The organism is Streptomyces sp. NPDC005181 (assembly GCF_040608395.1).
Lineage (GTDB): Bacteria > Actinomycetota > Actinomycetes > Streptomycetales > Streptomycetaceae > Streptomyces.
The window spans coordinates 1-14,181 of the sequence record NZ_JBEXID010000123.1 but is presented as its reverse complement, the minus strand read 5'-3'; the positions used below and the strand labels follow the sequence as shown (position 1 = coordinate 14,181).

Annotated in this window: 6 protein-coding genes and 4 pseudogenes; 2 read left to right on the top strand and 8 right to left on the bottom strand. The window is 69.5% G+C overall.

Features of this window, described 5'->3' with window-relative positions; translation table 11 throughout:
* Nucleotides 1-95: 95 nt before the first annotated feature.
* Nucleotides 96-203, top strand: a pseudogene (locus ABZV38_RS36350) (RNA-guided endonuclease TnpB family protein); the annotation flags it as partial.
* Nucleotides 204-389: 186 nt separating this feature from the next.
* Here ABZV38_RS36350 and ABZV38_RS36345 read toward each other — a convergent pair.
* The 6 genes and pseudogenes from ABZV38_RS36345 to ABZV38_RS36320 form a co-directional block, all read right to left on the bottom strand.
* Nucleotides 390-1,472, bottom strand: coding sequence for an aldose epimerase family protein (locus tag ABZV38_RS36345; RefSeq protein ID WP_356332722.1), 1,083 nt, complete (start codon nucleotides 1,470-1,472; stop codon nucleotides 390-392).
* 124 nt (nucleotides 1,473-1,596) lie between these two features.
* On the bottom strand, nucleotides 1,597-2,631 hold the full coding sequence (locus ABZV38_RS36340; RefSeq protein ID WP_356332721.1) for a LacI family DNA-binding transcriptional regulator: 1,035 nt from the start codon (nucleotides 2,629-2,631) through the stop codon (nucleotides 1,597-1,599).
* 90 nt (nucleotides 2,632-2,721) lie between these two features.
* Nucleotides 2,722-3,786, bottom strand: coding sequence for an ABC transporter permease (locus ABZV38_RS36335; RefSeq protein ID WP_356332720.1), 1,065 nt, complete (start codon nucleotides 3,784-3,786; stop codon nucleotides 2,722-2,724).
* A complete protein-coding gene (locus tag ABZV38_RS36330) occupies nucleotides 3,783-4,757 on the bottom strand; it encodes an ABC transporter permease (protein WP_356332719.1) in 975 nt (324 codons plus the stop codon). The genes ABZV38_RS36335 and ABZV38_RS36330 overlap by 4 nt, the downstream gene beginning before the upstream one ends.
* Nucleotides 4,754-6,394: a sugar ABC transporter ATP-binding protein gene (locus tag ABZV38_RS36325; RefSeq protein WP_356332718.1), complete on the bottom strand. Its 1,641-nt coding sequence runs from the start codon at nucleotides 6,392-6,394 to the stop codon at nucleotides 4,754-4,756. The genes ABZV38_RS36330 and ABZV38_RS36325 overlap by 4 nt, the downstream gene beginning before the upstream one ends.
* A 109-nt stretch (nucleotides 6,395-6,503) precedes the next feature.
* A pseudogene (locus ABZV38_RS36320) lies at nucleotides 6,504-7,590 on the bottom strand (ABC transporter substrate-binding protein).
* A 520-nt stretch (nucleotides 7,591-8,110) separates the two neighbouring features.
* Here ABZV38_RS36320 and ABZV38_RS36315 point away from each other — a divergent pair.
* Nucleotides 8,111-9,658, top strand: a pseudogene (locus tag ABZV38_RS36315) (beta-L-arabinofuranosidase domain-containing protein); the annotation flags it as partial.
* A gap of 263 nt (nucleotides 9,659-9,921) precedes the next feature.
* Here ABZV38_RS36315 and ABZV38_RS36310 read toward each other — a convergent pair.
* Both ABZV38_RS36310 and ABZV38_RS36305 read right to left on the bottom strand, forming a co-directional pair.
* Nucleotides 9,922-13,200 (bottom strand): LamG-like jellyroll fold domain-containing protein, encoded by a 3,279-nt coding sequence (locus ABZV38_RS36310; protein ID WP_356332717.1) that lies wholly within the window; start codon nucleotides 13,198-13,200, stop codon nucleotides 9,922-9,924.
* A gap of 193 nt (nucleotides 13,201-13,393) precedes the next feature.
* A pseudogene (locus tag ABZV38_RS36305) lies at nucleotides 13,394-14,086 on the bottom strand (glycoside hydrolase domain-containing protein); the annotation flags it as partial.
* Nucleotides 14,087-14,181: the final 95 nt, after the last annotated feature.

Here is a 14,181-nt window from a genome sequence, read left to right as displayed (position 1 = left end):
CTGACGCTGGGCATCGGCCAGGCCGAATGCGCCTACTGGACCCTGCCCGCCGCCCGCGGGCAGGGCGTCGCACCCCGGTCCGTGGCCGCCGTGGCTCCATCAGCGAGGAGGCGTGGAGCCGGACGGTCACCATGCTGACGTACAAGACCGCCCAGCTCGGCGGCACCCGGCACAAGGTCCCCGCCCCCGGCACCTCCCAACGCGGAGGGCGGCACCCTCGCCGTCCCGGCACCGGGCAAGGGCAATCTGCGGGTGTACGTACTCGACCTCGGCGGCAGGAACGCGGCGCCGGGCAAGATCGGGGCCGACGGTCCCTATCTGAAGTAGGCGCGGACACCGACAGAGGTGACGGGCGTGCTCCGGGCACGCCCGTCACCTGCGGCGGTGGCTCAGCGCGCCGACGCGTCGAGGTGCGGGAACCGGAACTCGGTGCGGCTGCGCGCGACGTCGCCGGGCCGCAGCACGGTGCTGGGGTACGCGGAGCGGTTGGGTGAGTCGGGCAGGTGCTGGGTCTCCAGGCAGAGCGCACCGTGCCGCTCGTGGCGCCGGCCTGCGGTGCCGGCGAGCGCACCGTCGAGCTGGTTGGCGGTGTAGACCTGGATGCCGGGTTCGGTGGTCCAGACTTCCAGGATCCGGTCCGTCGCGGGGGCGGTGAGCCGGGCGGCACGCCGAAGGGTTTCCGGGGCCCCGGGCGCGCGGACGATCCAGCAGTGGTCGAAGCCGCCCGCCATGCGCAGTTGTTCGTCCGGCAGCGCGATCCGCTCCCCGATGGTCTGTGGGGCGGTGAGGTCGAACGGCGTGCCGCGCACGTCGGCGGCGGGGCCCTGCGGGATGCCGTCCGCGTCGACGGGCAGGTAGGTGCCGGCGTCCACCTGCAGCGCGTGGTCGAGGATGTCACCCTCCGCGGTCAGGGCGAAGTAGGCATGGTTGGTGAAGTTGACGACCGTCGGGCGGTCGGTGGTCGCGGTGTAGTCGAGGGCGAGTGTGCCCGCCGTGTCGAGGGTGTACGTCACGGTGACGTCGAGCGCTCCGGGGAACCCCATGTCGCCGTCGGGGCTGTGCAGGGTGAGCCGGACGGCCGCGGTGTCGGCGGTGGCGTGCCCCGTGGCCTGCCACATTCTGGTGTGGAAGCCTTCGGGGCCGCCGTGCAGTGCGTGGCCGCGGTCGTTGGCGGGGATCTCGTGGGTGGTCCCGTCGAGGGTGAAGCGGCCGTGGGCGATGCGGTTGGCGAAGCGGCCGATGAGAGCGCCGAAGAAGGGGTTCTGCCCCGTGTAGTCGTCGAGCGTGGCCAGGGACCGGACAACCGAAGCGGCGGCTCCGTCGGTGTCCGGCACGGTGAGGCTGTGCAGGATGCCGCCGTAGGTGAGGATCTCGGCCTGGACTCCCGTACCGGAGTCGAGTGTCCAGACATCGACGTCGGTCCGGCCGTGGGCCGGGCCGAACGGTTGGTGGTGCACGGTGGGGCGAGGCATCGGAGATCCTTCTTCGGAGAACCTGGTGACGGGCGGCGGACCAGGCGATTTTACGGACAGTCCCCCGGACAGCCCTGGGGGTGCCCGGCCGGCGGGCCCTGCCCGCCGGCCGGGCAGGACCCCCTCAGGGTCCGGACTGCTCGGCGGACGGGCGCGTCACGGTCGATTCGCGGACGATGAGCTGGTAGCCGGGGCGGGGCCGCCGAGGTTCGGGTACCGGGCTGCCGGAGAGCCGTTCGACGAGACTGTCGACGGCGAGCCGGGCGATGGCTTCCTTGTCCGGTGCGATGGTGGTGAGCGTGGTGGCTCCGTACAGGCTCTCCTCGATGTTGTCGAAGCCGACGACGGCGACGTCGTCGGGAATCCTCAGCCCACGCTCGGAGAGGGTGCGCATGGCGCCGATGGCGATGAGGTCGTTGTACGCGAAGACGGCGTCGGGCCGTTCGCCGCGGTCGAGCAGGGCCGCCATGGCGACGGCCCCGTCCTCGCGCCCGTATCCGTCGGTGACCACGACCAGGGACTCGTCGGCCTCGATGCCCGCGGCGGCGAGCTCCTCGCGCCAGCCCCGCAGCCTCAGGTGGGCGGGCTGACGCTCGCGTCCGGTGCGTGAGCCGAGGAACGCGATCCGGCGGTGCCCCAGGTCGATGAGGTGCCGTACGGCGTCGCGGGCGGCCGCCACATTGTCGATCGCGATGTGATCGTAGGGAGCCTCGTACTCACGCTCGCCGAGCAGGACAAGTGGCGCGGTCTCGGTGCGCGCCATCAGGTCCTCGGTCTCCAGATGGATGGGGCTGAGGATCAGGCCGTCGATGACATGGGACCGGAAGCCCTGGCTGACCAGGAGTTCCTTCTCCCGGAGGCCGCCGGTGTGGTCGACCAGCACGGTGTAGTCATGCCGGGCTGCCGCGTCGACGACCGCACCGGCCAGCTCCGCGAAGTACGGGTTGCCGAACTCGGGCACGGCGAGGGCGATGATGCCGGTGCGTCCCTTGCGCAGATGGCGGGCGGTGAGGTTCGGACGGTAGCCGAGCTCGTCGATGGCCTGCTGCACCTTGGCACGCATCTTGGGTGTGACGTGCTGATAGTTGTTCACCACGTTCGACACGGTCTTGATGGACACGCCCGCCCGTTGCGCAACGTCCTTGAGGCTGACGCCCACGGCACTCCCTGACTCGACTCGGCGCGCGGTGTCGCGCATGGGATCGGCTTGCTCCGGCCCGGGACCCGGCGGACCCGGGCCCGGCACGGTTCAGGTGGTTCTGCGGCTGCGCGCCAGATAGCGCTGTGCCACGACGACAACGATAAGGAACCCACCGCTGACCACCGACTGGTACGAGGAGTTCAGCGAGCCGATCTGGTTGATCAGATTCTGGATGACGGCGAGCAGCAGGACACCCCAGAGCGTGCCGCTGATCGATCCGGCGCCGCCGATGAGGAGGGTCCCGCCGATGACGACGGCGGAGATCGCGTCGAGTTCCATGCCCACGCCGATGATGGTGACGCCGGAGGACAGTCTGGCCGCGTTGAGCGCTCCGGCGAGTCCGGCCAGCAGGCCGCTGAGTGTGTAGACGAGGATCTTCGTACGGGCGACGGGGAGGCCCATCAGGGTGGCCGCGTCGCTGCTGCCGCCGACGGCGAAGAGCGTCTGTCCGAACGAGGTGCGCTGCAGGAGCAGCCCGCCGCCCCCGAACAGCACCAGGGCGATCAGGATCGGGTAGCCGAAGCCCCAGATGCTGCCCTGCCCCAGCTCGGCGAAGGCGGAGCCCTTGGGCACCAGGTAGGTGGTCGCGCCCTCGTTGGTGAAGGCGAGGAGCATGCCGCGGGCGGCGAGCAGGGTGGCGAGCGTGACGATGAACGGTGCCATCCCGGCGCGGGCGATCAGGAACCCGTTGAGCAGACCGATCGCCGCGCACACCAGGAGCGGTACGAGCAGGGCGGGCAGGAGACCCCACTGCGAGGCCCAGGCGGCGAGTACTCCGCCCAGCGCGAAGACGGATCCGACGGACAGGTCGATGCCGCCCGTGATGATGACCATCGTCATACCGAGGGCGACGACGGCGAGGAAGGACGCCTGGACGGTCACGCCACGGGCGTTGTCCAGGGTGGCGAACGTCGGGTACACGAACGAGGCGACGATCACGACCGTGAGCAGTACGGCGAGCACGCCCTGGCGCTGCACGAGTTCGGCGAGCCGCTCTGCGAGGGTTGGCTCGGTACCGGCGGACGGCGGGCGGGGCACGCCGCGGCCGGCGGAGACGGGCGTCTTCTGCGGCGCGAGCGCCGGGGCCGCGGGGGCGGGTGTGGTTTCGTTCATCGGGACCGACGCTCCCGGGCGACGTAGACGGCGGCGATGATGATCGCCGCCTGGGCGATCTGTGCGGTGGAGTCGGGCAGGTCGTGCTTGACGAGGGTGGCCCGCAGCAGCTGCATCAGCAGGGCGCCGGCGACGGTACCGAGCACGCGGATGGAGCCGCCGTTCAGCGGGGTGCCGCCGACGACGACGGCCGTGATGGCGGAGAGCTCCATGAGGGTGCCGAGCGAGGAGGGGTCGCTGGCGGTGAGCCTGGCGGTGGCCAGGATGCCGGCCAGGGCGGCGAGGACCCCGCAGAGCACGTACACACCGATCAGTACGCGGCGGACGGGCAGCCCGGCGAGGGCGGCGGCGGGCCGGTTTCCTCCGACGGCGACGATCTGACGGCCGAAGGTGGTGCGCTGTACGAGGAACGCGACGGCGACAGCGAGCACCGCGGCGATCACCACGACCAGCGGGATGCCGAGGAAGGACCCCGTACCGAGCGAGAGCAGGTCGGGGTTGACGATCTGCTTGAGCTGACCGTCGGCCATGACCAGGGCCAGGCCCCGGCCGCCGACGAACAGGGCGAGCGTGGCGACGATCGGCTGCAGCCCGATCAGCGAGACCAGGGCGCCGTTGACCGCTCCGACGACCGCTCCGGCGAGCAGCGCGACGGCGAGCGCCGGCACGAGCCCGTATCCGAGGTAGAGCGGGAGGAGGGCTGCGGCGAGCGCCATGGTCGAGCCGACGGACAGGTCGACGCCCTCGGTGCCGATGACGAGGGCCATGCCCAGGGCGACGATGACGATGGGGGCGACCTGGACCAGCTGGGTACGAAGGTTGTCGGCGGTCATGAAGTGCTCGGTGAACAGGGCGTTGAATACCAGCAGCACGGCCACGGCCGCGTACACGCCGTACTCCTGGTACCAGGCGGGGTTGCGCAGCCACGCGAACGGGCGGGCGGGGGAGGCGAGTGTCGCCTGGGTGGTCATCGCGGGTCCTCCTGAGCTGCCGTGGCCTTCCCGGTGGGCACCGGTGCCGACTGCACGTCGGGACCGGGCAACGGTGAGTGGTCGGCGAGCACTTCGAGCAGTTGACTCTCGCCGACGTCGTCGCCCGTCAGTTCGCCCGCGACGGATCCGCCGCGCAGGACGACGATCCGGTCGGCGCCCTCGATGAGTTCCTCGATGTCGGAGGAGATGAGCAGGACGGCCAGCCCCTCGCGGGCGAGGTCGTCGATGAGACTCTGGACCTCGGCCTTGGCGCCTACGTCGATGCCACGTGTCGGCTCGTCGAGGAGGAGGACCTTGGGCTCCAGGCAGAGCCAGCGGGCGAGCAGGACCTTCTGCTGGTTGCCGCCGGAGAGTTCACCGACCTTCTGCTCCGGGCTCGCCGCCTTGATCCGCAGTCGCTTCATGAAGATGTCGACGATGCGGTCCTGCTTGGTGCGGGAGACCACACCGGCGCGGGAGAGGCGGGGCATGGCGGCCAGCACGATGTTCTCGCGCACGGAGAGGCCCGGGACGATTCCTTCGGCCTTGCGGTCCTCGGGCAGCAGGCTGATGCCCGCGCGGATGGCGCCCGCCGAGCTGAGCCGGCGCAGCCTGCGGCCGCCGACGGTGAGCTCGCCCGCGTCCAGACTCAGGGCGCCGGCCAGGGCCTTCGCCGTCTCGCTGCGGCCCGAGCCGAGGAGGCCGCCGAGCCCGAGTACTTCACCGGCGTACAACGACAGGGATATGTCGTGGAGCTGGTGGCCGCGGGAGAGTCTGTTCGCGGTGAGTACGGGGGTGCGTGCCGCGTCGTGTCCCTCGGCGGCGAAGCCGGTCGTGCCGTTGTGGCGGACCTCGGCCAGGTCGCGGCCGAGCATCATCGAGACGAGTTGCATGCGGTCGAGGCCGGCGAGGTCGCCGGTGTGGATGTGGCGGCCGTCGCGGAGCACGGTGACGCGGTCGCAGATCCGGTAGAGCTCGTCCATGCGGTGGCTGACGTACAGGACGGCGATGCCTTGGCCACGCAGGTTCTCGATGACCCGGAAGAGCGTCTCGACTTCGCGCGGTTCGAGCGAGGAGGTGGGTTCGTCCATGAGGACGACCCGGGCCTTGACGGAGACTGCGCGGGCCAGCGCGACCATCTGCTGGGTGCCGATGCCCAGGGTGTGCAGGGGCCGACGGGGATCGACGCGTACGCCGAAGCCGTCCAGCAGGTCGGCCGCTTCGCGGTGCATGCGGCCGAAGTCGATGAGGCCGAGGCGGTTCTTCGGCTCTCGGCCCAGGAAGATGTTGCGCGCCACGCTCATCAGCGGGACGAGGTTCACCTCCTGGTAGATCGTGGAGATACCGGCCTGCTGGGCCTCGAACGGCCGGGCAAACCTGACGTGTTGGCCGGACATCCGCAGTTCGCCCTCGTCGGGCCGGTACACCCCGGTCAGCACCTTGATCAGGGTGGACTTGCCGGCGCCGTTCTCACCCACCAGCGCGTGGGTCTCCCCCGCGCGCAGGGAGAAGGTCACGTCGTCGAGAGCGGCGACGCCCGGGAACCTCTTGCTCACCGAGCGGGCTTCGAGGACGGTGTCGGCCGCGGGCGGGGCAGTCGCCTCCGGTGCCCGAGGTACTGCTTCGGGTGGTGCCATGGGTCTTGGCCTTCCGCTGTTCCAAGGGTGTGGGCCCGGGGCCGCCGTGGCGGGTGGGAGCGCCACGGCGGCGGTGAACCTGATGAGTCGGTGAGGGAGTCGGTACGCCTCAGTACCCTCCGCCGAGCGAGGCCTTGGCGTTGCTCTCGTCGTACGCGCGGTCGGAGATGATCACGTTCTCCGGGATCTCCTCGCCTCCGTAGAACTTCTGGGCGGTGGCGAAGGCCAGCGGACCGAAGCGCGGGTTCGACTCGATGACGGCGTTGTACTCGCCGTTGACCAGTGCCTGAACGGCGTTGCGGGTGCCGTCCACGGAGACGATCTTGACGTCCTTGCCAGGCTTCTTCCCGGCGGCCTTCAGCGCCGTGACGGCGCCGAGTCCCATCTCGTCGTTCTCCGCATAGACAGCGGTGATGTCGGGCTTGGACTGGATGAGCTGCTCCATGACCTGCTGCCCCTTGTCGCGGGCGAACTCACCGGTCTGCTGGGCGACGATCTCCATGCCGGGCGCCTTCGCCTTGATCTGGTCGACGAAGCCCTTGGTCCGGTCGGTGGTGACGTTGTTGCCCGACGCTCCGAGGAGGATGGCGATCTTGCCCTTGCCGCCGGTCGCCTTGATCATCGCGTCCGCCGCGCGCTTGCCCTGCTCCACGAAGTCGGAGCCGAGGAAGGCCACATAGTCCTTGCAGGCGGAGGAGTTGACCTTGCGGTCGATGGTGAGAACGGGGACCTTCTTCGCCGCGGCCGCCTTGAGGGCCGGCTCCAGGCCGTCGGAGTTCAGCGGCGCGACGATGAGGAACTGGGCGCCCTGCGAGAGCATGTCCTGGATGTCGCTGATCTGCTTGGAGAGCTGCGACTGCGCGTTGGTGGTGAGCAGCTTCTTCACGCCCACCTTGGCGGCCTCGTCCTTGATGGACTGGGTCTCGGCGATACGGAACGGGTTGGCCTCCTTCTCCGACTGGGAGAAGCCGACCACCGCGTTCTTGAGGTCCAGCTTCGGCGCGCCGTAGGTCTGCAGCGAGCAACCGGAACCCGAGGCGGCTTCGGGAGTCTTGGCGGCCTGGGCTTCCTGGCTGCTGTCGCCGCCGGCGTTGTTCGAGGTCTCCGACTTGGAGCAGCCGGAGGCGGCCAGCGTGGCGGTGGCGTCGAGCAGGCAGGGCCGCGGCGAGGGTACGGGTTCGACGCTGGATCATCATGCGCGGGGACGCTCCTTGGCGGGATGACGGCACACCGGCGGGCGTGCGGTCGGGGCATGGCTGGACGATGCATCAGTCACTCGGCGGCTGATGTCAATGCATTCCTCACGGCCCCGCTTCGAGCTGCACGGACGGCTGCTGCCAGCTGCGGTCGTGAGAGCCTGCGCGGCCTGTCGGCGGCTCGGTTTACAACGTTAAATAGGCGGTGCGGCCCAGGCGGCAAGAGCGTTGCCGATGCGTTTCCAAAATGTATCGACGTTCCACGCCGACGACTCCTCAAGACCGTTCCGTGGAACGCGAATCGACGGCGCGGCACCTCTGGACAGCCCCCGAACTGCGTGCTGTCATACGGCCGGACGCCAAGTTTCCAACGTTGCAACGCAGTTGACGTCCGGGCCTTGCCCGGCGCGACGACAGCTCTTGTCATACGCGGAAACGGCGGCCGGTCCCGGACCGGCTCGTCACAGCCGCACCATGCGTCCCCTTGCCCGCACAGCCGGCAGAGCAGGAGCTCCCCCGTATGCCCCTGAACCGCAGACAGCTCATGACCAGCGCACTGGCCACCGCGGCCGTCACGACCGCGACCGGCCGCTGGACCACGACCGCGACCGCCGCCGAGAACCGGACGGCAGCCGCCCACGGGGGCCACTACTCCCCCAACGCCGCACCTCTGCACCCGACGGCATTCCTGAGGCTCCCGCCGGGACGGATCACCCCGCGCGGCTGGCTGGCCGGACAACTCCGGCTCCAGCTCGACGGGTTGTGCGGCCACTACGAGGAGTTCTCGCACCTCCTCGACTTCACCGCCACCGGCTGGGTCCGCCCCGAGCTGGGCGGCTGGGAGGAGGTCCCGTACTGGCTGCGCGGGTACACCGATCTCGCGATCGTCACCGGGGATGCCAAGGCCGTGGCAGCCGTTCGCCGCTGGTTCGACGCGATCCTCACCACGCAGCAGTCCGACGGCTTCTTCGGTCCGAGGGCGCTGCGCACCTCACTGAACGGCGGCCCGGACTTCTGGCCGTTCCTCCCGCTAGTCCAGGCGCTGCGCTCGTGGCAGGAGTACAGCGGCGACAGCCGCATCATCCCGTTCCTCAGCAGGTTCTTCCGCTATATGAACGCCCAGGGGGCCGGGCGCGTTCAACACGAGCTGGATCGCCCTTCGCTGGGGCGACGGCCTGGACAGCGTGTTCTCGCTCTTCAACCGCACCGGTGACACCTTCCTGCTCGACCTGGCCGACAAGATCCATGCCAACGGGGCGGACTGGGGCGACAATCTGGTCAACCTGCACAACGTCAACATCGCCCAGGGATTCCGCGAGCCCGCCCAGTACACGCTGCGCAGCGGCTCGGCCGACGACACCCGGGCCACGTACGGGACGTACGGCAAGGCCATGGACCAGTACGGACAGTTCCCCGGCGGCGGCTTCGCCGGGGACGAGAACGCGCGTCCCGGCCACCGTGATCCGCGGCAGGGGTTGAGACCTGCGGCATCGTCGAGTTCATGGCGAGCCATCAGCTGCTGACCCGGATCACGGGCGATCCGCTCTGGGCCGACCGCTGCGAGGAGCTGGCCTTCAACTCGCTGCCCGCGTCGCTGGATCCGTCGGGCCGGGCGATCCGCTACATCACCAGCGCGAACAGCGTCGATCTGGACAACACCCCCAAGAGCGCTCGGCAGTTCCAGAACGGCTTCGCCATGCAGGCATACCTTCCGGGCATCGACCAGTACCGCTGCTGCCCACACAACTACGGCATGGGCTGGCCCTACTCTGCCGAGGAGCTCTGGCTGGCCACCCCGGACGGGGGTCTTGCCGCCGCCATGTACGCAGCCTGCGAGGTCACGGCGAAGGTCGCCGACGGCACGGAGGTCACCCTCACCGCGGAGACCGGCTATCCGTTCACGGACACGGTCTCGCTCACCGTGAGGACGCCGAAGCACCTGCGGTTCCCGCTGGTGCTGAGGATTCCCGCCTGGTGCTCCGAGCCCGAGATCAGGGTCAACGGGCGTCGCGTCGGCGCACCGGCGGGCCCGGCCTTCACGCGTGTCGAGCGGAACTGGTCCGACGGGCCGGAGCGAGTACGTGAGCGGTCCGCGGTCGACCGCCCAGGTGCGCACGGTGGTGCGCTGGGGGAAGCGCAGGGTGACGGGCAAGGTCCTCGGCGTCGACAACATGTCCACCGTCGACAGCGCCCACGTCGTCCAATTCGGCGACAACGGCACCGACGACCACCTCTGGCAGCTGCTGGCTCCGTGACGTGACGGGCCGCTCCCGACGACGGCCGGCCCGGCACCGACGGTGTTCCGTCGCTGCCGGGCCGGTCTCTGTCGTGCTACGGCTGCTCGCCGTCGTGGAGGGTACTCACCTCCTCGGCGGTGAGCGCCCTGTCGTACACCCGCACCTGGTCGACGGAGCCGTTCCAGAAGTCGCCCTTCTGGCCGGCGTACTGGGCGCGGCCCACGGAGAGCGGTCCGGTGCTCACATCGGCGGGACCGGCCGGGGCATCCGCCGCGAGCTTGCCGTCGACATACAGCTTCAGGTCGTCGCCCTCACGCACTCCGACGAGGTGGTACCACTTCCCCTTCTCGGGCGTCATCACCAGCCGGGCGCGGTGTCCGCCCGGCGTGCTGAATGCGAACGCGCCCTGCCCGTACTGGAGATAGAACGGATTCTCGGTCCGCCGCCCGTCCTGGCTGACCACGGTCGCGTAATTGCCGGGCAGTTCGTCCAGTGTCGCCCAGGCGGAAACGGTGTAGTTCTGCGTGGTGTCGACAACAGGGCCGGCCGTCTCGGCGTACTGTGCCTGGCCGTTGAACTTCAGCGCGAAGCCGTGCACGCCCGGCGTCCATGCGGCGCCCTCGGTAAGGGTGAGCGCGCTGTGGTTGGGTCCCTGGTCGCTCGCCGTGGTGCCCGTGCCCTCGTCGAGGCGCCAGTCGGCGCCGCCCTTCACCTGCTCGCGGTCGCCGGCGGCCGCGCCGGCGGCGATGACCTGCTCGTTGATCTGCCGTACCTTCTTCGGGTCGGCCTTGATCTCACGACGGTCGTAGGTCCAGAGCCCATTGAGCTCGTTCTCCAGGTCGGTGACCTGGGTGTAGACGGAGCCGGACAGCTCGGCGCCCGCAGCAGCGAGGTAGTACGTACGGGTGTTGTCGACGTACTTCGCCGTCAGAGCGTCCTTGTCCGCCACACCGCTGTAGATCGCAGCGGGTGCGCCCGGCCACATGTGCCCCGGGGTGCGGAGGGTGAAGCCTCCGTGCTCACCGTCCATCGCGGCCCGGTCGTCCGGGAACGGCGCCTCACGGTTGAGGTAGTCGTGGTGGTCGATGATGTCGCCCTTGCCCGAATCACCCTTCGACGAGCAGCAGTTGACACCACTGTGGGCATTGACGACGCGGGACGGGTCGGCGGCCTTGACGGACTCGGCGATCTTCCCGGTCTCGGTACGGTCCCACTCGCCCCAGCCCTCGTTGAAGACGATCCAGCCACCGATCGACGGCGAGTTGTGCAACTGCTGCATCATCTGCTTGCCCTGCGAGAGGAAGGTCTGCTGCCCCTTCTCGTCGGTGATGTTGCTGGAGACGAAGTCCTGCCAGACGAGCAGTCCGAGCTTGTCGGCGTGGTAGTACCAGCGGGCCGACTCCACCTTGATGTGCTTGCGCACGGCGTTGAAGCCGAGCTCCTTCTGCGCCTTCAGGTCGAAGGTCAGGGCGGCGTCACTGGGCTGGGTGTACAGGCCGTCGGGCCAGAACCCCTGGTCCAGCATGGCGAGGGAGAAGAACGGCTTCCCGTTGAGTACGAGCTTCTGGTAGCCGCCCACCTTCTTGATCCCGATGGATCGCATGCCGAAGTAGCTGTCGACGGTGTCCTTGGACCGGCCGTCCGTCAGGGTCACTTCGAGGTCGTAGAGGTAGGGGTCGTCCGGGGTCCAGAGGTGCTGCCGGGCGACGGGCAGGCTCAGTGCCTGGTTGGCCGGGCCGGTCACCGTACCGACCACGTGTCCCTTCCTGTCGCGGGCGACGGCCTTGATCCGGGCGTCCGCCGTCGCGTCGGCGGATTTCACGGTCAGGCCGAGACTGCCCCTGTCGATGTCGGGTGTGGTGGTCAGCGTGTCCACGGAGGCAGCGGCGACGGGCTCCATCCACACCGTCTGCCAGATGCCGGAAGACGCGGTGTAGACGATGCCGCCGGGGTTGCTGGACTGCTTGCCCATCGGCTGGTTCGGTCCGGTGGTGTCGGTGACGGCGACGACGATCTCCTGCGGGCCGCTTCCCTTGATCGCATCGGTGATGTCGGCGCTGAAGGAGGTGTAGCCACCGGTGTGCTCGGCTACCTGCTTGCCGTTGACCCAGACGCGGGCCCGGTAGTCGACGGCGCCGAAGTTGAGCTTGAGCCGCTTGCCGTTTCCGCCCTGCCTGCCGACGGACCAGCTCTTCGGCACAGTGACCAACTTGCGGTAGAACATGTGGTCTTCGTGGCGTTCGAGGCCGGACAGCTGGGACTCGACGGGGAACGGTACCGTGATGCGCTCGTCGAGGGGCTCTCCGAAGGCCGGCTGCTCGCCTGCCGCGGCGCCGGCGAACTCCCATGGCCCGTTGAGGTTCTTCCACTGGTCGCGCACCTGCTGCGGCCGGGGGTACTCGGGCAGCGGGTGGTCGCGGTCGAGCTTCTCGCCCCACGTGGTGAGCAGCCGGTGCGTGGAGAGGTTCTTGGCCGTGCGGCTGATCTGCGGGACGGCGGCGCCTCCTGCCGAGAGCCCGCCCTCTCCGTCGTACGCGACCCTGACCTGCTGGTTCTTCTGGATGGGTGCGGCCAGGGTGACGATGAGGGCCTTGGGGTTGTCGGATGCCTCAGCCACTGACTTCAGCGGCATCGGTGAGGTGTCGGCCTCGATCTTGAGGTGGTCCGCAACGCCGCCGAGGTCGTCGATCGTGTCCTTGAAGGTCGCCTGGAGCCGACGTCCGTCGTCGGCGACACTCAGCGCGACCGGGTAGACCTCGAAATCGGCGGGCGGTGTGAAGGCCGACTCGGGCACGATCTGCTTCGTGAGCTTCGCGCTGGACCAGCGCAGGAACATGTTGGCGCCGCCGGTGTCCTGGAACATCTCCAGGCGGAACTGGTGCGGCTCGCCCGCAGCGAGGGCAATCGGCTTGCTGGTCTGCACGTTGTCCCAGTCCGGGAGCCAGTGGTCGATGACAACGTTTCCGTCGATGGAGAGGCGGAAGCCGTTGTCGCCGGTCGCGGCGAAGGTGTAGTCGCCGGTCTCGGGGGCCTCGATCCGGCCGGTCCAGCGAGCCGTCGTGTGTTCGGTCTGCCCGGTCGTGGCCTCGAACGTGCCGGTGAGACCGGGGAAGTTGATCTCCGGGTCGAGCGCCACGCCACCGAGCCCGGCGAAGTCGCGGGCGCCCGGCGCGGACATGCGGAAGTACTCGCCCTTGAGCCCGTGCACATCGGTGGCCGGGTCGTCGGCCGCGATGGCGGTGGCGGCCGGGGCCTTGGCGGCGGGGGTCGCGGCCGAGGCCGGGACCAGGGTGGCTCCGAGCGGAATCAGCAGCGCGGCGGCACAGGCCAGCGATCTGAGAAGGGCGCGGGGGCGGGTCGGTTGTCGGTTCAAGGCGTCGTCCTCGTCGAAGAGCGGAGTACCCCACACCTGCGGGGTACGGCACACAATCGAACATTGAGCCACAGCACCAAACGCATAACAACGGTCGTGCACGCAGAATTTTCAACGATAGAAACTCGAGCCCTGTCCCGGCGGGCAGGCCGCACGACCTGCCCGCCGGGAGCGGAGCCCGACCGGCTCGCGGCTACCGCGGAAGTCCCGAAGGTGCCGTGGCCCAGCGGGTGTTGGGCTGTTCGGCCAGTCGGTAGCTCAGCGAACCGCCGCGAGTGACCAGACCCGCGTCCGCCCAGGACCGGTCACTGCTGCGGCCGTTGATCTCGAGCGCGTCGATATAGGGATGCGCGGGATCGGCGTCCGGGGCGCCGATCGTGATGTCCCTGCCGTGTGCACGGTCGATCCGCGCGTCCGGGAAGAGCGGGGCACCCAGCAGCATCGTGGCGCTGCCCGGCGTCTGCGGGTACAGCCCCAGTGCCGAGAAGACGTACCACGCGGACATGGTGCCCAGGTCGTCATTGCCGGGCAGACCGCCGGGGCCCGTACCGTAGACGGTATCGAGGATCTGACGGACCGTCGCCTGCGTCTTCCACGGCTGACCCAGCGCGTTGTAGAGCCAAGGTGCGTGGATGCCGGGCTCGTTGGTCGGGTCGTAGCGCAGGGCGTCGCCGCCCTTCACCGACCAGGACCCGTCGGCCTTGTGGAAGAAGGCGTCGAGCCGCTGGGCGGCCCGGTCCCGGCCGCCCATGGCCTCGGCCAGCCCCTGGACGTCCTGGGGAACCATCCAGGTGTACGTGGCGCTGGTGCCCTGGGCGAAGCCGAGGTCGCTCCCGGGATTGAACGGGGTCACCCATGAACCGTCGACGTTGCGCGCCTGGATGTAACGGCCTTGGGGGAAATTGATGTCTGGGCGTGCTGGCCTGGCGGTTCGGCTGGTGGGTGATCAGCAGGCGGTGCCGCGGACGAGGACGAGTTCGG

Excerpts from the sequence above, each read along its gene's own strand:
- ABZV38_RS36345 (WP_356332722.1), bottom strand. The coding sequence starts at position 1,472 with ATGCCTCGCCCCACCGTGCACCACCAACCGTTCGGCCCGGCCCACGGC.
- ABZV38_RS36335 (WP_356332720.1), bottom strand. The coding sequence starts at position 3,786 with ATGAACGAAACCACACCCGCCCCCGCGGCCCCGGCGCTCGCGCCGCAG.
- ABZV38_RS36330 (WP_356332719.1), bottom strand. The coding sequence starts at position 4,757 with ATGACCACCCAGGCGACACTCGCCTCCCCCGCCCGCCCGTTCGCGTGG.
- ABZV38_RS36325 (WP_356332718.1), bottom strand. The coding sequence starts at position 6,394 with ATGGCACCACCCGAAGCAGTACCTCGGGCACCGGAGGCGACTGCCCCG.